Here is a 21,955-nt window from a genome sequence, read left to right on the forward strand (position 1 = left end):
GGAGGCTGGGCGGGCGGGTGAATCGCGGGGGCGTGATCGCGACGCGAACCCGCCCCCCTACCCCTCTGACCTGCGGAAACGTGGCGGGCTGGCTTCACCTGCGATAACGCTTCATGTTCGCCGTCGTGGTTGTCACAATGTGTGACTTCTAGCTAGTCGTGACGATGTGTCACCAGCGTCGGGATGACCTCAATGCTGGTTGCTCTGTGTGATGAGCATTGCTGTACCAACGCTCTGCGACGGCACGCATCTGGGGTGGACGCTGCTCGGCGATCCGCCTCATCACAACGTCGCGACCAGGATCGACGACGATGAGGTGAAGATCTGTCTGGTGCTCTGTGTACCTTCTGACTGCTTCTGTCGAGGGCTGTGAATGGATCACATACACATCGACGCGATCTGTGTGCTTGAGCGCTTCGGTGATCGCTGCGGCTCGGGCTCGTGAGGTGATGTGCCGCAAGGTCTTGCGGTGGTCGTGTGAGACGGCACCTGGTGCTGTGAGGGCTGTGGCCAGAAGGTCGTAGTCGATGACGATGTCGCCGGGCTTGGCTTGGTTGCGGACCCAGGTGGATTTGCCGGAGGCCGGCGGCCCGGTCACTACCCAGAGCCCCATCCCCGATCCAGCCCCCTGATCTCGGCCCCGTAGCCCCGAATGCAGCCGTGCTCCGCTTGGCTCCGAGCCCGCCGCCGAGCCCCGGTGCAGCCGGTCCCCTCTACCGGGCCCCCTTATCGCCGGGCCCCGTGGCCCTCCTTCTGGCGCCCCTATTCGGTGCCCCCGGGCGGCTTGAGCCAGAACCCGTCCCACCAGTGGCCAGCCCTGCGCCAGCGCCCCTTCACGAAGCTTCTGGGCCAGTGGTCCATCCGGCCCTCACAAACGGGCCCGTGTGATCTGAAGAGCCGACAGAGCAGAGTCTGACGGTATCCGTACAGGGCCTCACGCGGCTCGCTGAGCAGGAAACTCGCATGATGCTCCACTTCGGACGGGCGCATCCCCGTCAGGGGCGCCCGGTACTCAGGCCCCCGGCGTCAGGGTGGCGTACCCCTGGGCGTAGGCGAGGGCCGCCGCGCGTTCCGGCTCCGGCATCTCATTGAACAGTGCGGCGAGCTCATTGGCGGCTCGCTCGACCTCGGGGCTGTAATCGCTGGCGCTGCACGGAGCGATCGTCCCTCGAACGTTCCAGTTCGAGATGACGTAGTGCAGGGGGCCGCCGGTGATCTCCTCGTCGCAGATGGCGTGGATCAGGGCCACGGCCTGTTCAACACGGGGGTTCCAGTCGGCCTGTCGCCCGTACTTGTCCCAGCAGTTTTCGCACATGAGGGTGCTTCCCTCCGGATGGATTTCTTGGTGCGGGCCGGGGGACTCGAACCCCCATCTAGCGGGGTTTGAGCCCGCCGCGTCTGCCGGTTGCGCCAGGCCCGCTTCGCCGCCCTTCACCAGGCCCGGGATGCGCGCGGGGCCGGGAGGGTGAGTTTGGCCCCCCGCGAGCTGTTGCACTTGCGCCCACAGGTTCGGCAGCCCCGGACGCCGTGCGCCGGGCGCAGATTCTCAGGGGCGAGCGGGTCTCCCCCGAGGCTGAGCGGGATGACGTGGTCGGCGGTGTCGGCGCCGTCGTGTCCGCAGATCCAGCAGATCGTGGACTCGGCGAGGAGCTGGGCTCGGGCCCGACGGTAGGGGCGCCCTTGACGCCCCTTGCTTCTACCCATTCCCGTCCCACCGTCCTCGTGTTTCAATGCCAGGATCAGCGCGACCCAGGCAGGTGCTCCATGCGGGATGAAGACGAGGAAGTCCACGAAGAGCTAGAAGTGATGGAAGTCCCCGTGCAAGACGGGGTGATGCTCCTTCCGGTACCCGTGGACACACCGGAGGAGGAGCGGCAGAAGTTCCGAGAGCTTGCCGTGCGGCTCGCCGAGGACCTGCGAACTCGGACGGACTTGGAGTAGGTCCTCAGCGGTGGCGGACCGGCGGGGCCCTGGCCGAACCGGCAGGCACCTCATGGCCGGAGGTTCTCGGCGCACGCGCCCTATGCGTTGGCGTCGTCGTACGCCTGGCGGATGGCGGCGGCCTGGTCGCTGTTGAGGCCGCGGACCGTCTCGGCCGCCTCGTCCCAGCCGGTGATCACGACGGGCCCGTGGTAGTCCTGGCCGGTCGCGCCGAGGACTACGAGGACTTCGCCCCCGATATCGTTCATGGTGGTCGCGGCGGCGTTGATCCAGCCGGTGATCGGCCCGAGGGTGCCCGGGAGCGGCGCGAGGGGAACGCGAGTCGGAGACTGCGTACCCAGGTCCGTCTTCCAGCGCTCGATGCCGCCGGGGACGGTGTACGTGCCGGCGGTGCCGATCAGGACGTAGCGCATGGCCAGCTCTCCTTTGCTCTGTCCGTGGCGGGGGGCGTGCATCAGTCCTGTCGAGCCACGCCCGCGTTCGACCAGAACATGGCCTCTTCCAGGGATTTGATGGCGAGACTCTTCTCTCGCCCTTCGGGGAGCAGGCCGTTCAGTTCTACGGCGAGCTTCCAGCACAGATCCCGGACCGTCTCGTGCGCCGCGCGCCTCTCATCCGTGAGCGGCGGGTGGTAGGCGAACCGGTTCGCCAGTTCTTCTGGACTCACTGACCCTCCCGAGGGTCTGATCGAACACAGGTCCCGCAGTTGCCTGCCTCGCCCCGTCAGGCGGTGAGGCGTTTGCGCTCTTCGATGTACGCGATCAGGTCGTCGCCGGGGCGGAACCATTCGCGCGCGGGGCGTCCATCGACGGCCGGCACCCGCAGGTGGGCGAACTTGCGGTGGAGCTTGGCTTCGTCCTTCTGGTCGCCCTGTTCGGAATGCAAGATCGCGTCTGGCTTGTGGAACCGCATCCGCGTTGCCATGTCGGAGGTCCAGCCGATCTTGATAAGGTCACCTCGGCGGATGAAGTACACGTACTGCTTCATCGGCCGGGAGCGTGGGGCGAACGGCTTGTTCAGCAGGTCATTGAACTGGTCATTGACCCATATACGAACGAAGACGAGGTGCTCCCAGCACAGCGGGACCGGCGCGGTCGGCTCCGCCCAGCTCCGCATCGCTCGGGATCTGCATCGTCGAGCGCGCAGGGCGTCCGCGCCTGTGATGACTCCAGATCGCGCGCCGCGAGGTCAAACGTCTCGTCCTGCTCGAAGGGGTTGGGGTCGCGAAAGTGCAGGGTCATGCCTGTCGCTCTTCCCTTGGGGCGGCCAACTGCGGCGGCATCATAACGCCAGTCTGCCGTAGGAGTCTGACAGTTCCGGGGGATCCGGGTGGCACGGAATCCGGCCTATCAGTCAGGTCTGGAGACACCTCTCCTGTCAGGCAGTTTGTCACAAACCTCACGCAGCGATCAACAGCGGCGCGATGACGGCATGGGCGTGCCGGAGTTGCTCGCCGTCGTAGACGGCGGCTGGCCGTCCACCGTAGGGGCCAGGAGGCTTCTTCCCGACCGGCTTGAGCCCGGCGATGGTGATGAGCGCCCGAATCTGCTGGACCGTCATCTCGGGGTGCAGTTCCCGCGCCGCGTCCTCGACAGTCCAGAGCTCGATGCGCCGGTCGAGGTTCACTTCTCTATGATGACGCACGCCGGATTCCAGGCGGTGGGTGTCATGGTCGTGTGTCACGAGCGCCTCCCAGGATCTCCCGCATGCGGGCGCGGACGAGCCGGTCCGCCTCGCGCGAGCCACCCGCGAGCTCGGCGAGGTGCAGCCGTGCGGTGATGATCACGTCGCAGAGCTGGGCGACGTGTGGCGCGAGTCGCTCCTCCTGCGGGTCGCTCTCTCGCGTCGCAGGCATCAGGTCCTCCTCGGGACGGTTCGGCATACGAAGCACGTGCCGTCGGGGTCGAGCGCGGCGCCGCATGTGTCGCATGCGGGCCCGGCCGCTCGGGGGGTGTCCGTAGAAATCGGGTCTTCTCTCGCGCCCGCGCGCGCGGACCTGTACGGGCCCGGGACATCAGGCCGCTCCCATGGAAGGTCAGTAGTTGAGGAGAGGTGGTCCATGGGAGGTGGGAGGACACCATGGATGTCCGTAGAAAACTCGGCCTCGTGTCCGTAGAAACGTGTTCCTACGGACACTTGCGTGTCCGTAGGAGTCGGCTCGGAGGGCTCGTTTCTACGGTCCCCTTGTATCCGTAGATCCGAGTCGCTTCTACGGTCATCATCGGTGTCCGTAGAAACCGGGGGCTCGGGTGTTCTGCGGTCGCCCGTGGTGTCCGTAGATCCGGCGGGCGCGGCGCGGCGCTGGCGAGCGGCGGAGTCGGCGCGGTTGGCCGCGGAGATCCCGCCGACGAGCGCCCGGTACTCGTCGGGGTCGGGCAGGCTGATGCGGTCGGCGACGTCGGTCGCAAGGGTGAGCCGGTAGACGTCGGCCTTGCCGCGGCGGCGGTTGCCGCGCTGCACGAGGGTGAGGAAGCCGTTGCGGCGCATCCAGGCGAGGTAGCGTCCCGCCGTGCGATAGCTGACCTCGCAGTCCGCCGCGAGACGGGCGACGCCGCAGTAGATGCCGGTCCCGTCCGCGTTCGCGTACGAGCCGACGACGAGCAAGGCGAGCTTGAGTTCCGTGCCGACTCGGGCGCGTCGTACGGCTTCTGTCCATGCGCCTTGGGCCATGTCGATGACCTCGGGCGCCTCCCCCGGGTGACTCATGCGCCGCATGCCCGTCGGCTCACTGGCGACGCCCCCTTGATCAGATCGGATCCGCCGCGCTGTTCGCGTCTTGCTGTGCAATGTTCGCAAGATCCGACCGCGCTGAGATCAGTCTGCCGATTGGCTTGCATGTTCGCAACCCGATCCCTAGCGTTTGCACCATGCCAACGCTTGGAGTCGGGCCGATCGGCGAGCGCATCGCCCGTAACGTCGCGGAGCTGCGCGCCCGCCGGGGCATGAGCCTGCGTGAGTTGTCGGTTTGCCTTGGCGTACTCGGACGGCCGATTCTCCCGTCCGGCATTATGAAGATCGAAGATGGCACGCGCCGCGTGGACGCCGACGACCTCGTGGCCTTGGCCCTGGCCCTCGACGTATCCCCGAATCGTTTACTGCTCCCCGGCAGCGCGGACACCGCTCAGGGAGTCGAACTGACCCCCAAAGTCGCCAGCCCCACGGAGGACGCCGCATGGCGGTGGGCGGTCGGTGAGTACGCGCTGTTCCCACTCGACGCCCCGACGCTGGCCGCGGACGTGATCAGGTTCATGAGCGAGAACCGGCCGCACGTTTCGAGCGATCTACACCACCTGGAAGCGGAGATCGCCGAGCACCGCGACGTGCTCGCACCGATCGCGGCGGCCGTGCGCGAGGCCCAGGCCGCCGGCGTACGTCTGAGCGTGATCATGGATTTTCTGCGGTTGACGGACGCTCTCGATCCCGCCGAGGAGTCCTGAGCAGCCCTGCGGGCCGGAAGCGAGTCGATGGGGCGCTGGGCCCCGGGTCGCATATCCGGCCCGCAGGGGGTCTCAGATCACGAGGGCGGGCGATAGTGGTCCTCGTCCTCGTCGTCGCCCTCGGCGTGGTACTCGATCCACGTCGCAGCGAGCTCTTCGTCGCCGAGCGCGGTCAGCAGAGCGGCGAGGGCATCCACTTCCGAGCAGGCGAGCCGGGCGGCAATCTCGTCTGCGCAGTAGCCGTTGAACTGCTCGGCAAACTCCCGGGCCACCTCGTCGGCGATGAACATCAGGGCTCCGCGTCGTGGTCGTCCGCGCCGGTCAGCGCGGGGTTGTAGACGTGCAACCACTCGCCGTCGTACTCAGTGATGGGCTCGCCGCAGCCGCACCAGGTGACGCGACCCTGGCCGTCCACGATGTCGGCGAGGCGGGCCAGCTCGTCCTGAACCTCGGGCGCGCCGCTCATTCCGGCCGCTCCAGGTGGATGCCGCCGCCCGCAGCCATGACGGCATGGCCGGTGGCATCGACCTGCTCGGCGGTGGCCACGGCCTCGTGGCGGGGCGCGCCGAGCGTTTCGTGGAGCCCGGCCAGGACACAGCCGCAGATCTGCCATGACTGGTAGATCGCGCCGCCGTCGGGCGTCATCTGAACGGCGGCCAGGGTGGCACGCCCGCGTTCGCAGTGGTGAATCATGATCTCCTCTTCCGGGTGAAGGGGGCGGCCCGGCCTCCGATCGGGCCGCCCCGGGTGAGCGGTCAGCGGCGGACCAGAGCCATCAGGCGGCGGTGCGCCTGAGTCTTGATGGCGTCGTCCGCGCCCTCCATGAGCGCGGTCGCGCGGGCGATCTCCTCGGTCATGGTCTTGCCGGGGCGGCGGGGCGCGACGTGGTCGAGGTAGTCGGTGATGGACCGCTCGGCGGCGTAGGCGGTGCGGCCGACGCGGACCGACTCCCCCTCGAACATCGCGGTCAGGGTCTCGCGGCGGCGGTCGGCCATGCCCGTGGTGCGCGCCGTGGCGTCCCGGTCCACCGGCCACAGGTCGGCGATCACGCGATGGAACTCGTCCAGGGCGATGTCCGTGCGCGCGAGCGCGGTCTCCTCCTCCTCGAACGCGTGGGCGTACTCGACGGTGAGGCCGAGGGCGCGGCGCGCCTCTTCGATCCGTCCGAGCGCGCCGGAGGTGTGGCGGATGCTCCAGCGGGATACCGCGTCGCGCAGAGCGAACCGCTCGGTGTTGGCGCAGACGATCCGCCACCCGGACGGGACGGCCTCGGCCGTGCCGCGCCCGTCATGGGAGTTGATCACCGAGAGGATCAGGACGATCTCGTCGGCCAGGCCACCCCGGTCGATGATCACGTTCTCCGGCAGGCGCATGCACACGAACACCCGCCGTCCGTCGCGCAGCGCGCCCGCCGACTCCCAGATCACGCCGTGATGGTCCACCAGGTCCTCCAGGAAGGTGAACAGCTCGCGGTTCTGGATGACCTCGTAACGCGAGCCGACGACACCGAGGGCCGCGCCCGTGTCGGAGCGGACGGTGACGTACTGGCCGGGCATGGTGCGCAGCGCGGGCACGGCGTCGGCATCGCCCATGAACGAGTACCGGACGTCGCGCTTTTCGACGTCGAAGTCGATCCCGCCCAGGCGGAGCACCTCGTCAATGTCGGAGATGCCGCCGGGGATGACAGTGCCGAGGCCATGCCACGCGGGGGTGGAGGTGTAGAGCGCGGCCCTCCCGGTGGTCATGTCCAGCCCCTCACGCCCGAGGACCTCGGCCCGGTCCCAGGCGACATAGGAGCCGTCATCGCGGCGGGTCCACCGGCCGGACTCGATCGCGGCGCGGCGCTGCTGGTAGAGCTGCTCGTTGACGTCGGTGATGGTCATGTCGATCCCTTCAGGTTGGGGGTTGGGTCAGAGTTCGGGGACGGCGAGGTGGAAGGCCGCGCACCAGTCGGTGAGCCCTCCGCCCTGGTGCAGGAGATGGACCTTCTCCCAGGACTTGCGGGCGAACTCGTCGGCGTACAGACCGTCAAGCCCGGTACGGCCGTCGCGCATGACTGACTCGACCACGGCCACGGTGGCGGGGTCGGTGCGGCCGATCGCGTGGGAGATGGCGGTGGCGTACATGCTCATGGGGGATCCCTTCAGATCACGATGGGGTTGTCCGGCGTCCAGCGCATCGCGCCGTAGCCGTCGTAGCCGCCGAAGCCCGCCGCCTGGACTTCGGCGATCTCGGCGCGGATGCGGGCCAGCGCGTCACGCTCCATGCGGGCGGCGGTCAGCAGGAACACGCCGGGGTACGGCGTGAGGCTGTCGATCCGGTCGAGGCGGAAGGTGCGCGCCTCGCGCCTGAGCCGGTCCATCGCGCGCACGATCAGGTGCCCTCGCGCGGTGGTGTCCAGCTCGAACGGCTCGATCGTGCGGGTGGTCCACTCGCCGTCCGCCGCGACGTAGGTGATCATCACCGGGCGTTCGGCGGCGATGGCCCGCTCCAGGACTGCAAGGGTCTCGGTCGGCTTCTCGTAGCGCGCGACGCTGGCGGGGCGGACGTGGCGCAGAGCCTCGCTGCGGCCCTGGAGCCGGTAGCGCTCTCCCCCGCAGCAGTGCGCCACGACGGTAAAGATTTGGCCGTGAAGATGCTCGATAGAGCCCTGATAGGTGACCTCTGCGCCGACCTCGTACATGCCCTGACCTCCCGCCTTCCTGATTCCATGATGCGCTTTCCCTTGCGCTTTGTCAATAGTTTCGGTACCGTGATTGCATTGACAGTGAGCAAGGGAAAGGGCATCATGAGCCGCAAGGAGATCGCAGAGATCATCAGGGCGCTAACGCGGCAGGGTTTCGAGGTGACGATGGGCGGCTCAGGCCACTGGAAGGTTTACAAGGACGGCCACCTGATCGGATCCCTACCGGCCACCCCGAGCGATGATCGCGGTGTCCGCAACGCCATAGCCGTACTACGGCGAGCCGGGTTCATCTGGCCGCCAACGAGGGGATGAGGGCCGTGTGGAGTGTGCGGATCGACGCCGACACCGGCGCCGACTACAGCGAGGCGCTTGACGCGCACCTGCGCGAGCGCCTCGCGGCGCGCCACCCGGCAGCCGGCGCGGCCTATGCGGCGGGCCGGCAGGTCACCGACCGCGTGAGCATCCAGCTCAGCATCGACGGATCCACCGTCCGGCAGGCGATCGACGCGGCATTGCGGGAGGTGACGGCAGCGCTGCGCGAGGTCGGCGTGTCGGCGCGCGCGGTACGGGTCGAGGCCCTCCCGGAGGAGGAGCTCGATGAGGAGCTCCGGCAGATGCCCCCGGAGCTCATGGGCGTGCGCGAGATCGCCGAGCTGCTCGGCGTGACTCGCCAGCGTGCCGATCAGCTTGTCCGGCGCGAGGACTTCCCGCAGCCCCTTCAGACGCTGGCGGCCGGGGCGATCTGGCCGGGGGCCGCAGTACGGAGCTGGGCGGCGACCTGGGAGCGCAAGGGCGGACGGCCGAAAGCGGCGAAAGCGGTGTCAGAGTGAACGACTGGGAGACGGGACCGGACGCGGCGCGCGAAGGAATCGCGCCGCCGCGCTGGATGGATGCCCGGATATCACTGCTCTTCGGGCCGCACGCGGAGGTGACGACGCCCTACCACCCCGTTACCGATCCGCTCAGGGTGCCTGCCGTGGAGTTGGCAGCCATGCTCGGCATCACGGTCGCCTCTCTTCCCGGGCGGCGTTTCCGGGCCGCGGTGGACGGGGAGCAGATCACCGCAGTTCAGAGCTAGTCCCACGGTCGCGAGGCCGGGCCGTTTTGGTGGATTCGGCCTGCCCAATGTCTTGCAAATCACTACTCCAACCCTGTAATCTAAGGAGTGTCGGAAGGGGGTCGGAACCCCGACCGGCGGCAGGTTGAAAACTCCACAGAGAGGGGTCAGCAATGGCTGACAACCCCGAGCGCCTCGGCGAGATGGCGTCCGCCATCTCCCACGCGCTCAACCACCTCGCGCAGGTACTCACGTTCCTGCCCCTCCCCATCCAGCTCCCCCACCTCACGGTCGGCTCCACGGTCGATGAGTTCATGGACGGGATGGAGAGGACGCGGACCCTGATCGAGTCCGAGCCCGCCGACCACGCGGCCCTCGGGGAACTCGACCAGGCGGTCTTGTACATCCTGACGGCCTTCGATGTCCTGTCCATCGCAAGGCTCGACGAGATGCGCAACTGGCGGTATGACGCCGCGATCTACGCCTGCGACATGGCGATCGTCCACATCACCTTGGCGCATCTCGTCCTGACGGGCGAAGAGGAGGCGTAACCCTCTCACCGGCCCCGGGCAGCCAGCCCGGGGCCGGGCCGGTGGAGTCAGAGCAGGGAAGAAGATGGCAGCCGTCCAGAGCATCGACGGGCCCAGCATGTTGATCACTCGTCAGAGGAGTTCGCACATGGCATCCGCGCCGGGCATTATCGCCCCGGAGATCGCCGAGAAGTACGGCCGTGCGCTGGCGACCGTCCAGAAGACGTGGACGCGTCACCCGGACTGGCCGAAGCCGCGCGGGCGGCGCGGCCGATGGGCCGAGTACGACGCGGACGCCGTGGACGCGCTGGTGAACCGACTGTTCCTGCGGCCCGCACCGGCCGCCGAGGGCAGCCCCGACGACCTGCTCACCATCGCCCAGATCGCCGTCCACACCGGTCTGGCACGCGGCACCATCGACGCCGACATCTCGCGCGGACGATGGCCAGCGCCCGACGAAATCGAGCACGGCGTCAAGCGATGGAGGCGCAGCACGGTTGACGCCGTGCTCAGCAAGCGGCGCGGGTACCGCCGATCGGGGTAGCGCCGCGTGAGCAGGCGGGCGATAAACTGACGTTGAACTCCTGGGGAGTTTCAACCTGCGGGCCGGCGCGGCTTCCGATACAGCACCTCTCGGGGTGCCGTCGCGCCGGCTCTCTTCATGTCCGCGCACCCAAGGGCGGAGAGCGGGGTGCCGCCCCGGGCAGCCAGCCCGGGGCGGCGGGTGGCTCACTCTTCGAGCCGGGGGCCTACGACTTCCGCGAGGGCGAAGCAGCGGTTGATCCCGTAGGACATCGCCTCCAGTCGCCACTCTTCCGCTCCGGCCAGCCGGACCATCGCGCCGAGGTCCAGGACGGTGAGCCATTCCAGGCACATCCGGTCGATCATGGACCTGGTGATGTCGTCCATGGGCTGGTCACGCAGGGCAGCGCGCGCCCTGGTGATCGCTTCGACGGCGTCGGGGCCGTCCGGCCCTTCGGGGATCGGGAGGCTGATGGGGACGGGGAGCCGCCCCATGAGCTTGCCGAGTACCTCGTAGGCGGTCATGAGCAAAGCGCCCAGCCAGGCCAGCGGGTCGTGGTCTTCCACCACGATCTCCTCTCTTGAGTTTTCAACCTGTGTCGTTCGGGTTCCGACTCCCTCCCGACAAGGAAAACTATACCGCAGTCACACCCCGAACGAAAGAGGATTCGGGCATCAACTGCTTATAAGTTTTGGATTCGGGGCGCATCCGTTTACCCAGATCCGGCAACTCCCCCAGCTTCCCAAAAGGGGCATGAGTGCGGTATCGTTTAGAGGTGATCCCGAACGGAAGAGACGTGGTGGACGGGCGGGGCGCCGCCGAGATCCTGGGCATCAGTTACAAGACCTGGAGCAACAAGGGCGGGGCCAAGGCGTTCGGCCTGCGCCCGCTGAACGAGGGCCGCCGGACGCTGCTCTACGACCGCGCTCAAGTCGAGGCCGTACGCGACGGCCGGGAACTGCCTGTCTGGCCCCAGGGCACGCGCGAGCACCCCGGCGACCTGCTCGACGAACAGGACGCCGCCGACGTGCTAGGCGTGACCTACGGGGCCCTCCGGCACGACCGCGCGGTGGGGCGGCTGCCCGGCTGGGTGGACGTGTGCGGCGTGGCCCACATCAAGAGGGCCACGCTGGATCGCGTCATCGCGGCGCGCCCCGGGCGGGGCGTCGGCGGCGGCCGACCTCGCAGGAGCTTTCAGACGCGGGGGTCGTCGAGCAGCGTGAAGCCGTCCGCGTCGTGATCGGTCAGGGCCGCCACGGTGAAGCGGCGGCCTGGCAGTTCGGATGCGGGCAGGCCGGCCTGCTGTGCGATCCGAGTCGCGGGGATGCGCAGCGGCGCGGAGTAGGGATGCAAGGGCGTCACCAGCTCGGCGGTGTCCCCCACGGTGATGTTGACGCGGACCTGGGTCATGCAGGCCATTCTCGCCCCCGGCCGGGCAACACGCGAACCGGTGGCGGCACAGCAGGGCGGACGCCACGATGAGCAAGCAGCGCGGCGACGGGCCGCACGCTCCACGAGAGGAGTCGCATGGAGGTCAAGTACGGCATCAGCCGGCATTGCGGCCAGCGCCGCGGGTTGGATGACGCCGGCCTGATCATGAGCCACACCCACGGGGATCTCATCCGTGTGCACGCGGGCGACACCCCGCCCCCGCGGTGCCCCGGCGTGGGCCAGCCGCCGCACCGGTATGTCACACGCTCCGGTGCCCCGTACCGGGCACCTCGCGCTCTGCATCCGGGCGTGTGGGCGGCGCTGCTGCGGCTCTATCGCGCCCCCGCGCCGGTCCCCCGGGAGGACGTTTCCGACCTGCGGTTGACGCCGACTAGGACCGCGCGGTGGCTGTTGATCGCCGACCGCGCTGTGTCCCTGGCCGAGGAAGGTCGCCAGTGGGTCGAAGCGAACGCCGCGGCGTACACCGTCCACTACCCGGAGCTGGATTTTGATCCCTTCCGACTGGTGGACGACCTGCTGGCCGCGTACGCCATCATCATCGGAGATGGCCATCAGCCAGGGGCGCGCACGGACGCGTGGGAGATCTGGCAGGCACTGTGGCGGGCATCAGGGGACCAGGCGATCGAGTACCTGCGGGAGCGCATCAAGGCCACGCGGGACGGAGCCGGGGATCGGGCCGTCGATGACCTGGTGACCGACGTCCTGCTCGTCAGCCGGCCCGGACCAGCCCCGTACGACTGACACCGTGGCGGCGTGTCTCATCAGGCACTAGTGCGGTCCGGTTGGCCGTCACCGACCCACGCGACCACTGCGGCAATTCCCTCTTCCAGCGATTTCCGCGCTGTCCAGCCGAGGTCCCTGCGCGCGGCGGTGGCATCCAGCGCGCTGCGCTGTAGTTCCCCCGGGCGGGCCGGGGCGTGCACCACCTCGACGGGCCGCCCGGCTGCGGCGGCGATCTTGTCGGTCAGGGCCAGGACGCTGGTCTCCTGTCCAGTGCCGATGTTCCACACCCCTGGCAGACCGGCATCGCCTGCGGCGATGAACGCGGCGACCACGTCGGCGACATAGACGTAGTCCCGGGTGGCCTTGCCGTCGCCGTACACCGTCGGTGCCCGCCCGGCGTGAAACGCCCCAGCGAAGATTGATACCACCCCGGCCTCCCCGGCAGGGTCCTGGCGGGGACCGTAGACGTTGCCCAGCCGCAGCGCGGCATGCCGGGTGCCGTACAGCCGGTTGAACAGCGCAAGGTACTGCTCAGCGCAGAGCTTGGCGGTGCCATAGGGAGCTTCCGGCTCGGCGAGGGTGTCCTCGCTAGAGGGGATCGCCGCCTGCGCGCCGTACAGCGCGCCGCCGGTAGAGGCGAACACCACGCGCGCCCCGGCCGCGCGTGCTGCGGTCAGCACGTTGATCGTCCCGCCGATGTTGATCACAGCGTCGGCGGCCGGGTCGGCGACGGAGGCCCGCACGTCGATCTGCGCGGCCAGATGATAGATCACCTCCGGCCTCATCTCCTCGATGACGGCGGTGAGCGCCGCGGCGTCGGTGACGTCGATGACGCGCCGATCGATGCCGTCGCCGAGGCGGGCCGGACGGCCGGTGGCGAGGTTGTCCACCACGGTGACCGCATCTCCCCGGGCCGCCACGGCGTCGGCGAGGTGGGAACCGATGAACCCGGCTCCGCCGGTGATCAAAGTCCGCATGGCAAGCGAGCCTACGGGGTTCAAGCCGCCCGGCGTGGGGGAATCGCTGCACGCCCCGCTCCCATGTTGCCCGGTTCCGGGGGTTCCACGGTGTCGGCGGCGCAGCGGAACCCGGTCGCCCAGTTGCTGTACCCGGATGCGAACGCGATCCGCTCGGTGGTGCGGGCCTGGATCGCCCACATCATCCAGCACCCGCCGCGTCCCACGCTGTAGCGTCCCTCCAGGTGGTCATACAGCGGGTCGTACCCGGTGGCTCCGGGGTACAGCCGGTAGGCGTCGGACGTCCATTCCATCACGTTGCCCGCCATGTCGGCGGCACCGGCCGGGGAGTCCCCACGCGGGCTGTACGTGCCTGCGGGCACGGTGGCGGGCCGTATCGGGCCGGTGTGCCGGGACCGGTGGTCCTGCCACCAGGTGCGCCACCGGTCCGGTGAATCGATCAAGCATCCGGCCCACTCGTCGGCCGTGCACGCCCGCTCCGGCTCCCACCGATGCCCCCAGGGCCATGGGCTCCAGGCATCGCCGTGGGCGGCCTTCTCCCACTCGGCCTCGGTCGGTAGCCGCATGCCCGCCCACGCCGCGTACGCGCGGGCGTCGGCCAGCGCGATATGCACGACGGGGTGATCGGGCCGGTCTGCAATGCCGGTGCCGGGGCCTCCCGGGTGTCGCCAGCACGCTCCGGGCGTTTGCTGCCAGTAGGTGGTGTAGGTCAGCCCGTATCCGCGGCGTTCGGCTACCGTGCGGTATCCAGTCGCGTCGGTGAACGCGGCGAAGGCGGCGTTGGTCACCGGGTGCCGGTCCAGCCAGAACGTCGCCACGGTGACAGTGTGCTGCGGCGCCTCGTCGGCGAACCAGGACCGCTCATACGGCTGGGTGGCGGCCACGGCGTCCAGGTGTCCCAGTGGCGCCCCGATCAGCGCGGTCCCGCCGCCCACCAGAACCATGTCGGCCACGTCACCCTCCGGCCATCGCGGGCAGCAGCACCAGGTCCTCGTTCGCGCTCAGGGAGGCGTCCAGGCCGCCGCGGTCGCGGATGTCGGCACCGCCGGCGAACACCTGGACCCAGGGGGCCACCTCCCCGTCCTCGGTGAGCACCCGGGGCCGCAGCGCCGGGTACACCTGAAAGAAGGCGCCCAGGACGGTCCGGGCCGTGCCCGGCGGGAACCGGAGGTCAGTCCCGGTGGGGATGGCGGCGGCGGCGCGCCACGCCCCTGGGATGATCAGCACGGGCATCGCGGTCATCCTGCCAGAGCGGGGGTGACCTGCCGCAGCCAGGCCACCGTACGCGCGATTCCGATGTCCAGCGGCACCTGCGGTTCCCAGCCCAGTATCTGGCGGGCGCGGGCGATGTCGGGGCAGCGCCGCGCGGCGTCCTGCCCGCGGGCCGGGATCGTGGCCACGCTGCCCCGGCCCACCTCGGCGATGATCGCCTCGGCCAGTTCCCGCATGGTCACCTCGCGCGGGTTGCCGAGATTGAAGGGGCCGAACTCGGAACTGTCGAGAACGGCGATAAGCCCGTCCACCAGGTCATCGACATAGCACAATGCGCGGGTCTGTGAGCCGTCACCGTGGAGGGTGAGAGTACCGCCGCGCAGCGCGGTACCGATGAACGCGGGCACCACTCGCCGGTCGGCCGGGTGCATGCCCGGCCCGTAGATATTGAATGGCCGGACGATGGCGGCGTTGAGGTCGTGTTCGCGGCGGTAGCCGGCGGTGGCCGCCTCGGCGGCCCGCTTGCCCTCGTCGTAACCCGACAGCGGCCCGACCGGATCGACGTTGCCCCGGTAGTCCTCCGGCTGCGGATGGATCTGCGGGTCGCCGTAGATTTCGGAGGAGGACACCAGGACGAACCGGGCATGGTAGCGGTGGGCCAGTTCCAGCGCGTTGAGCGTTCCTGTGACGGCCACGCGCAGGGTACTGACGGGGCATCGGGTGACGGTTTCGGGCCCGACGAGGCTGGCCAGGTGCACCACGGCGTTGATGCACTGCTCGCCCAGGTACAGCGGGCCGGTGACGTCGGTCTCCAGCAGGGCCACGCCCGGCTCGCCGCGTCGGCCGATCAGGTCCTGCAAGCCGGGCGTGCGACCGGCAGCGAGGTTGTCGATGATGGTGACCCGATCGCCGCGGTCCAGCAGTCGTCCGCAGAGGTTCGTGCCGATGAATCCGGCGCCCCCAGTGACCACCACGTGATTCATGGTGTCGTCCTTTCCGATTCCGGTCTCGCCCCGGCCGCGCCCTGCCCTGGAGCGACGGGGCCGTCTGCGTTCACGGTCTCCGCTGCTGCCGACTCAGCCAACCCTTCCGGTGTTGCGTCATGTTGCCGCACCGTTGCGTCCTGTTGCCTTCCAGAGGGTGGGCATCGACAATCGCGATCAAACGGCATATTGCGAATACCTGGCAGGAAGGGCGCCGTGCCTGTCGCCGACTCCCCTGACCGTCACCCCCTGGCGGTGATCCTCGCGGCCAGAAACTGGACCGCGGAGCAACTGTTGCGCCGGATGGCGCACCGTCACCAGCAGCTCGGCTTCGGCGGCATGGCCATCCGCCGGGAGAAGGTGTCTCGTTGGCTCGGCGGCACCACGCCTGACCGAGCCGCTCAGCGGGCGCTGGCCGATGTGCTGGGCATCGACGCCAGGGAGGTGGAACAGCGGGGGTGGCCGGGGTGGCTGCGGGCAGCGATCGACGGTGACCGAATTCTCCTGGAATCGCCGTGGACGCCCGCGGGTACCGTCAAGGTGTTGGCTCAGATAGGAGGCTGCGTGGACCGCCGCCATTTCATGGTCACCGGCGGCGGCGCCTTGGCGGCCGTCACCGCGCAATGGGCCGCCGCCACTCCCGCCTGCGGCATCGCCTCCAGCGGTCAGGCGAGCCGGGAGACGATCACACTGCTGCACGCCCGGCTGGATGCGTTACGCCGCCTGGATGACCAGGTCGGGGCCGCAGACATCTACGATGCCGCCGCCGCCGAGCTGCGGTTCATCGTGCGCTTGCTTACCAACACCTCCCACGGCGAGCGCGTGGGCGGCGCGTTGTACGGCTGCGCGGCCGAGGCGGCACGTCTGGCCGGATGGTGCGCCTATGACACCGGGCGTCATCCCACCGCGGAGGCGCTTTTCCAGGCCGCGTTACGGGCCGCAGGCAGCGCGGGTGACGACGACAGCGGCGCCATCGTCCTAGCGTTCTGGGCAAACCTGCGGTACGCCGCCGCCAGCGACGCCCCGGGCGCGCTGGACCTGCTCGGCGGGGCGCTGCATCCCCGGATGCGCATCTCCTCCCCCCGCGTGCATGCCCTGCTGCACGCCCGCCGCGCCCGCGCCTACTCCGTGCTGGGTGAGCCCACCGCCGCCTACCGTGCGATCGACGACGCGTTCACCGCCTATGACGAGGCACCTGCTGCATGTGATGACCTTCCTCAGATGTATTGGATCACCGCCGGGGAGCTCCACCAGGCCGCGGGCAGCGCCGCGCTGACCCTGGGCGAACCACGGCGGGCTCTGGAGCACTTCGACGCCGCGGTGGGCGCCGACGAGCCCTATGATCCGGCCAGCGAGGCGAGAGGTGCGGCCATCTACCTTGCCCGCCGCGCCGAAGCTCATCTCGCGATGGGAGATCTTGACGCGGCCGTCGCTGCTGCCCATGACGTCGTGCGGCTGATGGGCGGCGTAGACTCCGCCCGCAGCACCAGTACCCTGGAGGATCTACGACGCCGCCTGCGGGCCCACCGCGGCGTGCCTGTGGTCGCAGACTTCCTTCACGAGACCGCATGACACCATGGCCGTCCCCGGCGACCGCATGCCCGAGGGAGCCGAGGACATCGCGCTGCTGGACGTCGTCCCTGGCGAGATCACCCTCACCGGGTGGCCGACCTACACGGTGACGATCCCGCGCGGAGCGTAGTCGCGGAACGCCGACCTAGCTTCATGCGGGTGTGGCGAGTTCACGGCATGGCCCGACGCTGAGCCATTTTTCATGGCTACCCAGTCACCTGCTCCCGGGTGATCCACAGGTGGCCGTCATCGTCAGGCTCTTCGCCGCGTTCGTGCACTGCCCAGGTGCGTGCACTGTCGGTGCCCAGGGCGCTGGTGGTCTCCGTAGCGACGAGGTCGCCGCCGTGGACATCGTGGTCTCGGAGCGCTTTCAGAGCTGCGTCAAGGCAGGCGCAGACGGCGATGCGGTCCCGCCCGTCCACTGGGTTGTCGTCGAACCAGACGACCTCGGCGATGTAGACCTCAAAGGCGGCAAGGTCATCGCCGATCATGCCCGCGTAAGCGTCGGTCGCCGTCTGGGCTCCTGGATCTCCGTCGGCGAGGATACGGGCGATGGCCCCCTGCGGCAACTGGTAGGCGACCTCGGCACGCCGCAGAGTCGCGGGGTCATAGTTGTCGCGCTTGCCTTCTTCGAGATCATGCGCCACACGCTCGACCAGGAGATATCGGTGGGCACGAACGAATCGTCGGCGGTACTTCCAGTCGGAGTTGACCGTACGCCCGAGTTCGATTCGGCGGCCCTTCAGCAGGTCGCCGAGCCTGATCCACTCCGGACCGATGGTCATGGGGTGCTCCCCTCACGGAGGTTACGCACATCCACCGATTGGGCCCGTCGGTCGATGAGGTGTGGCTGTGCAAGTCTGAGCCGCCAGCCCCGAGAGGGCACGTGAATCCGTCGGCGGCCTCGTGCATCGGTGTAGCCGCCCTCCCAGTTTCCGCCGCCGGGTGGCCACGTCATGGTCGCCACTCCTCCTGGTAATCGGGATGGTCGTCGTGCGGAAGTGCGAGCAGGCGCACAGTAACGCACGGCCCCTCGGGAACGTCGCCGCGGCTGTGGAACGCCGAGTTCTTTGAAACGCATCGGCCGCAGACAGGGAGCTCGGCAGACCGCTCCTCGATCTCCTCGCCATCCTTTTCCAGCCAGACGACATCCCGATGCACGATGGCGTGCTCATCGAGGATCCGCCGCTTGGCCTCGACGTCGCGGAGCACGGTGGCAGGGTCGTGCCGGACGATATGCATGGCCTCGTCCGACCACGTGAACCGGACGCGCAAGGTACCATCGGCGCTCCTGATCGCCCCGCCCGGCTGCACCTCCCAGCGGGGCGCAGGCACGCCCCGCTGAAAACCGATGCGCGCGTCGGCCCCCAATAGGGTCAAGGCCGCTTGGGCGTCCTCGTCCAGGCGGGCGGCGACGAACTGTGCGAGCTCATCCATCCCGGCCCGCCAGTTCCTCTTCAGCGGTCGATGCGAGGATTCGGCCGGCGCGTTCGGCTCGTCTGGCCTGCGCTTCGAGGGCGGCCACCCGGAGGCGGAGCTCGGCGTTTTCGCCGCGCAGGCCGGCGACGGCCCGTTCGGCGGAGATGGCGGCGTCGGCCAGGGCCACGAGGTCCATGCGGACGATGTCGCCGTTCGGCCGCTGCACCTCCACGGCATCGGCGAGGTAGCGGACGGCCTCGCCGCGCGCAAGATCCGGCGGCGGGCCGTAGACGGAGTTGGTCGTGGGCATGATGCCCGCTCTCGTAGCGGTGGCGTGGTCAAGGTCGGCGAGTAGGCGATGCAGGTCGGCGGCGGCGTGCTGGATGAAGTCCCCGACCGCCTCCGCCTGGGAGGTGGTCGCAGCATCGCGCGGCCCCGGGCTGAAGGTGGTCATGAGCATGGCCGGGCCGACGCGCAGCCAGTCGCCGTAGTACTCCTCACCGGGCTCACGCGTGACCCTCCACTCGATGCCCTCGACCGCGGCCAGGCGCGCCCTGATGTCGTCGTGGCTCATGGTGCCTCGATAACGGTGACGTGCCCGGTGATGTCTGATCCGGCGGCGAGCTGCTCAGTGGTCGGCGCACTCCCGACGTGCGGGACGAAGAGGATCCGTACGGGCCGGTGCTGGCAGTCGCACCAGGTGCCGCCAGGGCACTCCTCGTTGCACTGTCCGGCGTGCTGGCCGTTGGTATGCCACTCGCCGGACAGACCTTGGTCGGCCATGAAGGCGCACGGCTTGCAGATCATGACGCCTCCCCATAGAAGCCGTCCATCTGGACGTCCAGGTACGCCAGATCCGGGTGCGCGGCGATGTCGCGGGCGTCTCCGTCGCGCGCTGCGCTGATCAGATCCTGGAAGGCCGTAGCGGCACCGATGGTCGCCGCGATCAGGGAGTGCTGAGCGGCCATTGCCCTGTGCAGCGCGGCCCGTCGCCGCATGCCGTCGCTCATGATGCCTCCCTGGGGCTGTAGTAGATCGTTCGGCCGTCCTGCCAGATGAGCATCGCATCTCCGTTGATCTGGTTCTTGTCGATGCGGCCCGAGGGCCGCTCGCCTCGTTCGTCCGTGCAGCGTGGGTTGGCGCAGCGCACCCGCCCGGACTCCTGCGCGACCCGCAGGCTGTACGTACGGCAGTACGGGCAGGCGGGCGGGATCTGGGCCTTCGGTACGTGGATGGGGATCCACCGCTCGGACTCCCCCACATCGCGGACCTGGCGGGCTTGCTCAATCCAGCGCCCGAGGCGGCGCGCCGCGTCCCGGGCCACATCGTCCGGCACGCCGTGGGCCAGACGCTCGATCGCGTCGAGCGCCGCGCTGGTGTTGGCGTCGCTTCCGCCCCGGGCAGCTCCCGTATGCCCGGCGACGTGATAGCGAAGATCCTGCTCCAGCTCGCGCACGCCAGCGTGGATAGTGAGCAGCACCGGCCCGGCCTCTGGATGCCAGGGCGCGGGGCTTCCGGTCACCTTGTGGTGCTGCGTACTCCCCCGCGCGGCGTCGGCCACCTGCTCGGGCAGCAGCTCGGCGAGCTGGGTGAGGAGCGGCCGAAGCTCAGCGACGAGCGCGGATACCTCCTCGGGCTGGGTCATGCGCCATTCCCGATCAGCCTCAGCAGCGCCCCGGCGGCGCGCTCCCGGGCGGCCACCTTCGAGGCTGCTTCGCCAGAGGCCCGGAGCTCGCCCCGGCCTGGCACCTCAGCGTGCGCCCACGCCGTAAAAGTAGGATTGTGCGGCGGCCCAGCACGATCCATGTCCCAGCGGACAGTGGAGACACGGCCGCGCTGCTGGTACTCGTTGAGCACGCTCACGGGATGCTGCCCGGCGACGACGGGCGGCGGCGCGGACGGCGACATGGACGGCGCGCTGCGGGTCTCGGCGATGGCGTCCGTTGAGGGATCGTCCACAGCGGCCAGAGCGGCGAGCAGCGACACACCGGCGCGGTGCTGGGCCGCCTTCTTCGATGCAGCGCGTCGCGGCGCGCCGGACACACCGCCGCACGACGCCCGCGCGGTGAACACCTCCTTCGGGGACTGGCCAGTCACCTCGCACGTGAATGCGACGGCGGGCATGCCGCGGCTGACGGTATGTATGGACAGCAGCGACGGCGCTGTGTGAGGCTCGGCCGCAACCCGCTCAATGAGGGCCTGGTGCAACGGCCGCCAGGTATCGCCGCGGGCCGCGAGGACGTGGGCAATGTCGGCTAAGGCCAGGGCGCCGGATTCCGCCCTGCGTCGCACCTCGGCATCGAGGGGGGCGCTGAACAGCCCTTCTGCGGTAGCGCGTTTGAGGACGGCGCTGAACCGGGCCGGAGGCAGATGGCTGAACGTGCCGGCAGTGGCCGTGGCCCGGGCGGCACGATGGGCGCGCTCCTTCAGTGCGGCGGATTTGCGTGCGCGCTCTTCGGCCGCTGCGGCGTTGAGCTCTGCGGCCAATACTTCCAGGTCGGTGATCCTGTAGGGCGGGGAGTCGCCGTCAAGGGCGGCGAGGACCTGGCGGAGCGTGATCAGGTCGGCGTAGCGGCGCAGCGGGCTGGTGACGTGGGTGTAGGCGGGCAGGGTCAGCGCATAGTGACCGCGTACCGTCGGCCCGTAGGTCGCGGCGCGCATAACGAGCGCGAGGCGTTGCCGGGCGGCGTCGAGCTGGCCAGGAGCCTGGGAGGCGATGGCGGCGTGGATGTCGGTCGCGAGGTCTGCGGCTGTCGGGGCGGCGGTTGCGGCCATGTGGTTGCGGAACAGGATGGGCAGGTCCTGCTGGACCGCCCAGGCCGCGACCGCGCTGTTGGCCGCGATCATGCACTCCTGCACGATGATGTACGCAATGTTACGGTCGGGCTGGTCGAGCCTGACCAGTTGCCCGTCTTCGTCGGTGGCCCAGCCGCGGACCAGGTCGTAGACGGCGAGAGCGCCCGCGGTGCGCCGGTGGTCGTGCAAGGCGTGCGCGCACTGCGCGGCGTGGGTGAGCATTTCGTGGTGCGCGTGCTGGGGGTCGTTGAGCGCGGCGGCAACCTCCTCGTGGGTCATCGCGGCCAGGTTCGTTACTCGCCGCCGGGCCAGGTCGTAGCCGGTGACGGATCCGTCACCGGCTACTTGGAGGGTGAGGGCGATGGACGCGCGCGGGGTCCGCTCGGCGAGGGTGAGACGGCGAACGAGCGCCGGGGGCAGCATGTGCCGCGTGGCGGTGGCGCCGTACCGAGTGTGGCCGTGGCGGCGAGCCTCGATGTCGGCGGTGCCGCCGGGGGTGACTCCGGCGGGCACGTTGGCGATGTGAACGGTGACGGTCCAGCCGTCATGGCTGCGGGTGACATGCAGGGCGTCGTCGCGGTCCAACGAGCCCTGCCTGTCGATCATGACAGGGGTCATGTCATCCTCTCTGGGCGGTGGGCCGGGCG

Annotated in this window: 38 protein-coding genes and 1 tRNA gene; 11 read left to right on the forward strand and 28 right to left on the reverse strand. The window is 69.3% G+C overall.

From position 1 onward, the window contains the following. Positions 1–169: 169 nt before the first annotated feature. The 3 genes from C1I98_RS13335 to C1I98_RS13345 all read right to left on the reverse strand — a co-directional run bounded on the left by C1I98_RS13335 (position 170) and on the right by C1I98_RS13345 (position 1,420). Positions 170–613, reverse strand: a complete 444-nt coding sequence (locus tag C1I98_RS13335; RefSeq protein ID WP_111167482.1) for an AAA family ATPase — start codon at positions 611–613, stop codon at positions 170–172. A gap of 399 nt (positions 614–1,012) precedes the next feature. Further along, positions 1,013–1,315, reverse strand: a complete 303-nt coding sequence (locus tag C1I98_RS13340; RefSeq protein ID WP_111167483.1) for a hypothetical protein — start codon at positions 1,313–1,315, stop codon at positions 1,013–1,015. A 28-nt stretch (positions 1,316–1,343) separates the two neighbouring features. Further along, positions 1,344–1,420, reverse strand: a tRNA-Leu gene (locus C1I98_RS13345). 344 nt (positions 1,421–1,764) lie between these two features. Here C1I98_RS13345 and C1I98_RS41360 point away from each other — a divergent pair. After that, positions 1,765–1,941: a hypothetical protein gene (locus C1I98_RS41360; protein ID WP_158558016.1), complete on the forward strand. Its 177-nt coding sequence runs from the start codon at positions 1,765–1,767 to the stop codon at positions 1,939–1,941. An 80-nt stretch (positions 1,942–2,021) separates the two neighbouring features. Here the strand turns inward: C1I98_RS41360 and C1I98_RS13355 are convergent, their stop codons facing one another. The 6 genes from C1I98_RS13355 to C1I98_RS13380 form a co-directional block, all read right to left on the reverse strand. Further along, positions 2,022–2,354, reverse strand: a complete 333-nt coding sequence (locus tag C1I98_RS13355) for a hypothetical protein (protein WP_111167484.1) — start codon at positions 2,352–2,354, stop codon at positions 2,022–2,024. Positions 2,355–2,395: 41 nt separating this feature from the next. Then, the gene (locus C1I98_RS13360; protein WP_111167485.1) at positions 2,396–2,608 is read right to left on the reverse strand and encodes an Acb2/Tad1 domain-containing protein; all 213 of its coding nucleotides are present in this window, start codon (positions 2,606–2,608) and stop codon (positions 2,396–2,398) included. 56 nt (positions 2,609–2,664) lie between these two features. Further along, positions 2,665–3,057: a GIY-YIG nuclease family protein gene (locus C1I98_RS13365; protein WP_111167486.1), complete on the reverse strand. Its 393-nt coding sequence runs from the start codon at positions 3,055–3,057 to the stop codon at positions 2,665–2,667. Between the two features lie 282 nt (positions 3,058–3,339). After that, entirely contained in the window at positions 3,340–3,567 is a 228-nt protein-coding gene (locus tag C1I98_RS13370) for a hypothetical protein (protein ID WP_111167487.1), read from the reverse strand. A gap of 40 nt (positions 3,568–3,607) precedes the next feature. Further along, positions 3,608–3,796, reverse strand: coding sequence for a hypothetical protein (locus C1I98_RS13375; RefSeq protein ID WP_111167488.1), 189 nt, complete (start codon positions 3,794–3,796; stop codon positions 3,608–3,610). Further along, on the reverse strand, positions 3,796–4,647 hold the full coding sequence (locus C1I98_RS13380) for a hypothetical protein (RefSeq protein ID WP_146607413.1): 852 nt from the start codon (positions 4,645–4,647) through the stop codon (positions 3,796–3,798). The genes C1I98_RS13375 and C1I98_RS13380 overlap by 1 nt, the downstream gene beginning before the upstream one ends. Before the next feature lie 80 nt (positions 4,648–4,727). Between C1I98_RS13380 and C1I98_RS42825 the strand changes: the two genes are divergently transcribed. Then, entirely contained in the window at positions 4,728–5,378 is a 651-nt protein-coding gene (locus C1I98_RS42825; RefSeq protein WP_199536913.1) for a helix-turn-helix domain-containing protein, read from the forward strand. Between the two features lie 77 nt (positions 5,379–5,455). On the opposite strand, the gene C1I98_RS13390 is transcribed toward C1I98_RS42825, so the two are convergent. From C1I98_RS13390 to C1I98_RS13410, 6 genes are all read right to left on the reverse strand, one after another. Beyond that, a complete protein-coding gene (locus C1I98_RS13390) occupies positions 5,456–5,668 on the reverse strand; it encodes a hypothetical protein (RefSeq protein ID WP_111167490.1) in 213 nt (70 codons plus the stop codon). Then, a complete protein-coding gene (locus C1I98_RS41365; RefSeq protein WP_158558017.1) occupies positions 5,668–5,844 on the reverse strand; it encodes a hypothetical protein in 177 nt (58 codons plus the stop codon). The genes C1I98_RS13390 and C1I98_RS41365 overlap by 1 nt, the downstream gene beginning before the upstream one ends. Next, positions 5,841–6,071 carry a hypothetical protein gene (locus C1I98_RS13395; protein ID WP_111167491.1) on the reverse strand — a complete coding sequence of 77 codons (231 nt, stop codon included), beginning with the start codon at positions 6,069–6,071 and terminating at the stop codon, positions 5,841–5,843. Before C1I98_RS13395 ends, C1I98_RS41365 begins: the two co-directional genes overlap by 4 nt. 62 nt (positions 6,072–6,133) lie before the next feature. After that, the gene (locus C1I98_RS13400; protein WP_111167492.1) at positions 6,134–7,261 is read right to left on the reverse strand and encodes a DUF932 domain-containing protein; all 1,128 of its coding nucleotides are present in this window, start codon (positions 7,259–7,261) and stop codon (positions 6,134–6,136) included. Positions 7,262–7,288: 27 nt separating this feature from the next. Next, positions 7,289–7,510: a hypothetical protein gene (locus tag C1I98_RS13405; RefSeq protein ID WP_146607414.1), complete on the reverse strand. Its 222-nt coding sequence runs from the start codon at positions 7,508–7,510 to the stop codon at positions 7,289–7,291. 11 nt (positions 7,511–7,521) lie between these two features. Next, the gene (locus C1I98_RS13410) at positions 7,522–7,989 is read right to left on the reverse strand and encodes a helix-turn-helix transcriptional regulator (RefSeq protein WP_158558018.1); all 468 of its coding nucleotides are present in this window, start codon (positions 7,987–7,989) and stop codon (positions 7,522–7,524) included. Between the two features lie 18 nt (positions 7,990–8,007). Here C1I98_RS13410 and C1I98_RS13415 point away from each other — a divergent pair, with 18 nt between their 5' ends. The 5 genes from C1I98_RS13415 to C1I98_RS13435 all read left to right on the forward strand — a co-directional run bounded on the left by C1I98_RS13415 (position 8,008) and on the right by C1I98_RS13435 (position 10,195). Beyond that, positions 8,008–8,376 carry a hypothetical protein gene (locus C1I98_RS13415; protein ID WP_158558019.1) on the forward strand — a complete coding sequence of 123 codons (369 nt, stop codon included), beginning with the start codon at positions 8,008–8,010 and terminating at the stop codon, positions 8,374–8,376. A 14-nt stretch (positions 8,377–8,390) separates the two neighbouring features. Then, positions 8,391–8,894 carry a helix-turn-helix transcriptional regulator gene (locus C1I98_RS13420; RefSeq protein ID WP_111167496.1) on the forward strand — a complete coding sequence of 168 codons (504 nt, stop codon included), beginning with the start codon at positions 8,391–8,393 and terminating at the stop codon, positions 8,892–8,894. Next, the gene (locus tag C1I98_RS13425) at positions 8,891–9,142 is read left to right on the forward strand and encodes a hypothetical protein (protein ID WP_146607416.1); all 252 of its coding nucleotides are present in this window, start codon (positions 8,891–8,893) and stop codon (positions 9,140–9,142) included. Before C1I98_RS13420 ends, C1I98_RS13425 begins: the two co-directional genes overlap by 4 nt. 152 nt (positions 9,143–9,294) lie before the next feature. Beyond that, positions 9,295–9,672 carry a hypothetical protein gene (locus C1I98_RS13430; protein ID WP_111167498.1) on the forward strand — a complete coding sequence of 126 codons (378 nt, stop codon included), beginning with the start codon at positions 9,295–9,297 and terminating at the stop codon, positions 9,670–9,672. A gap of 127 nt (positions 9,673–9,799) precedes the next feature. Beyond that, on the forward strand, positions 9,800–10,195 hold the full coding sequence (locus tag C1I98_RS13435; RefSeq protein WP_111167499.1) for a helix-turn-helix transcriptional regulator: 396 nt from the start codon (positions 9,800–9,802) through the stop codon (positions 10,193–10,195). 185 nt (positions 10,196–10,380) lie between these two features. Here the strand turns inward: C1I98_RS13435 and C1I98_RS13440 are convergent, their stop codons facing one another. Further along, complete coding sequence (locus C1I98_RS13440; RefSeq protein WP_146607417.1) at positions 10,381–10,740, reverse strand: hypothetical protein; 360 nt, start codon at positions 10,738–10,740, stop codon at positions 10,381–10,383. Positions 10,741–10,949: 209 nt separating this feature from the next. On the opposite strand from C1I98_RS13440, the gene C1I98_RS13445 reads away from it, so the two are divergent. Next, positions 10,950–11,414 (forward strand): hypothetical protein, encoded by a 465-nt coding sequence (locus tag C1I98_RS13445; RefSeq protein WP_146607418.1) that lies wholly within the window; start codon positions 10,950–10,952, stop codon positions 11,412–11,414. Here C1I98_RS13445 and C1I98_RS13450 read toward each other — a convergent pair. Next, complete coding sequence (locus tag C1I98_RS13450) at positions 11,369–11,584, reverse strand: hypothetical protein (RefSeq protein WP_111167502.1); 216 nt, start codon at positions 11,582–11,584, stop codon at positions 11,369–11,371. The genes C1I98_RS13445 and C1I98_RS13450 overlap by 46 nt on opposite strands. Positions 11,585–11,701: 117 nt before the next feature. On the opposite strand from C1I98_RS13450, the gene C1I98_RS13455 reads away from it, so the two are divergent. Beyond that, entirely contained in the window at positions 11,702–12,367 is a 666-nt protein-coding gene (locus C1I98_RS13455) for a hypothetical protein (RefSeq protein WP_111167503.1), read from the forward strand. A 20-nt stretch (positions 12,368–12,387) separates the two neighbouring features. Here C1I98_RS13455 and C1I98_RS13460 read toward each other — a convergent pair whose 3' ends face one another. The 4 genes from C1I98_RS13460 to C1I98_RS13475 are packed head-to-tail and all read right to left on the reverse strand — an operon-like array spanning position 12,388 to position 15,521. Beyond that, entirely contained in the window at positions 12,388–13,326 is a 939-nt protein-coding gene (locus tag C1I98_RS13460) for an NAD-dependent epimerase/dehydratase family protein (RefSeq protein ID WP_111167504.1), read from the reverse strand. A 20-nt stretch (positions 13,327–13,346) separates the two neighbouring features. Then, entirely contained in the window at positions 13,347–14,270 is a 924-nt protein-coding gene (locus tag C1I98_RS13465; RefSeq protein ID WP_111167516.1) for a formylglycine-generating enzyme family protein, read from the reverse strand. A 10-nt stretch (positions 14,271–14,280) separates the two neighbouring features. Continuing rightward, complete coding sequence (locus C1I98_RS13470) at positions 14,281–14,559, reverse strand: ubiquitin family protein (RefSeq protein ID WP_146607419.1); 279 nt, start codon at positions 14,557–14,559, stop codon at positions 14,281–14,283. Positions 14,560–14,564: 5 nt separating this feature from the next. After that, complete coding sequence (locus C1I98_RS13475; protein ID WP_111167506.1) at positions 14,565–15,521, reverse strand: NAD-dependent epimerase/dehydratase family protein; 957 nt, start codon at positions 15,519–15,521, stop codon at positions 14,565–14,567. A gap of 216 nt (positions 15,522–15,737) precedes the next feature. Between C1I98_RS13475 and C1I98_RS13480 the strand changes: the two genes are divergently transcribed. Both C1I98_RS13480 and C1I98_RS45030 read left to right on the forward strand, forming a co-directional pair. After that, a complete protein-coding gene (locus tag C1I98_RS13480) occupies positions 15,738–17,093 on the forward strand; it encodes an NsdA family TPR-like regulatory protein (protein ID WP_111167507.1) in 1,356 nt (451 codons plus the stop codon). Between the two features lie 4 nt (positions 17,094–17,097). Beyond that, complete coding sequence (locus C1I98_RS45030; RefSeq protein ID WP_267898045.1) at positions 17,098–17,223, forward strand: hypothetical protein; 126 nt, start codon at positions 17,098–17,100, stop codon at positions 17,221–17,223. Positions 17,224–17,299: 76 nt separating this feature from the next. On the opposite strand, the gene C1I98_RS13485 is transcribed toward C1I98_RS45030, so the two are convergent. The 7 genes from C1I98_RS13485 to C1I98_RS13515 all read right to left on the reverse strand — a co-directional run bounded on the left by C1I98_RS13485 (position 17,300) and on the right by C1I98_RS13515 (position 21,926). Continuing rightward, positions 17,300–17,878 carry a hypothetical protein gene (locus C1I98_RS13485; protein ID WP_111167508.1) on the reverse strand — a complete coding sequence of 193 codons (579 nt, stop codon included), beginning with the start codon at positions 17,876–17,878 and terminating at the stop codon, positions 17,300–17,302. A gap of 169 nt (positions 17,879–18,047) precedes the next feature. Further along, the gene (locus tag C1I98_RS13490; protein ID WP_111167509.1) at positions 18,048–18,530 is read right to left on the reverse strand and encodes a DUF6221 family protein; all 483 of its coding nucleotides are present in this window, start codon (positions 18,528–18,530) and stop codon (positions 18,048–18,050) included. Further along, positions 18,523–19,086 carry a hypothetical protein gene (locus C1I98_RS13495; RefSeq protein WP_111167510.1) on the reverse strand — a complete coding sequence of 188 codons (564 nt, stop codon included), beginning with the start codon at positions 19,084–19,086 and terminating at the stop codon, positions 18,523–18,525. Before C1I98_RS13495 ends, C1I98_RS13490 begins: the two co-directional genes overlap by 8 nt. Further along, entirely contained in the window at positions 19,083–19,319 is a 237-nt protein-coding gene (locus tag C1I98_RS13500; RefSeq protein WP_111167511.1) for a hypothetical protein, read from the reverse strand. Before C1I98_RS13500 ends, C1I98_RS13495 begins: the two co-directional genes overlap by 4 nt. After that, on the reverse strand, positions 19,316–19,522 hold the full coding sequence (locus C1I98_RS13505; RefSeq protein ID WP_111167512.1) for a hypothetical protein: 207 nt from the start codon (positions 19,520–19,522) through the stop codon (positions 19,316–19,318). Before C1I98_RS13505 ends, C1I98_RS13500 begins: the two co-directional genes overlap by 4 nt. Continuing rightward, positions 19,519–20,157, reverse strand: coding sequence for a hypothetical protein (locus tag C1I98_RS13510; RefSeq protein ID WP_111167513.1), 639 nt, complete (start codon positions 20,155–20,157; stop codon positions 19,519–19,521). Before C1I98_RS13510 ends, C1I98_RS13505 begins: the two co-directional genes overlap by 4 nt. Continuing rightward, a complete protein-coding gene (locus C1I98_RS13515; RefSeq protein WP_111167514.1) occupies positions 20,154–21,926 on the reverse strand; it encodes an RNB domain-containing ribonuclease in 1,773 nt (590 codons plus the stop codon). The genes C1I98_RS13510 and C1I98_RS13515 overlap by 4 nt, the downstream gene beginning before the upstream one ends. Positions 21,927–21,955: the final 29 nt, after the last annotated feature.

This window comes from Spongiactinospora gelatinilytica, assembly GCF_003236385.1.
Taxonomy (GTDB): domain Bacteria; phylum Actinomycetota; class Actinomycetes; order Streptosporangiales; family Streptosporangiaceae; genus Spongiactinospora; species Spongiactinospora gelatinilytica.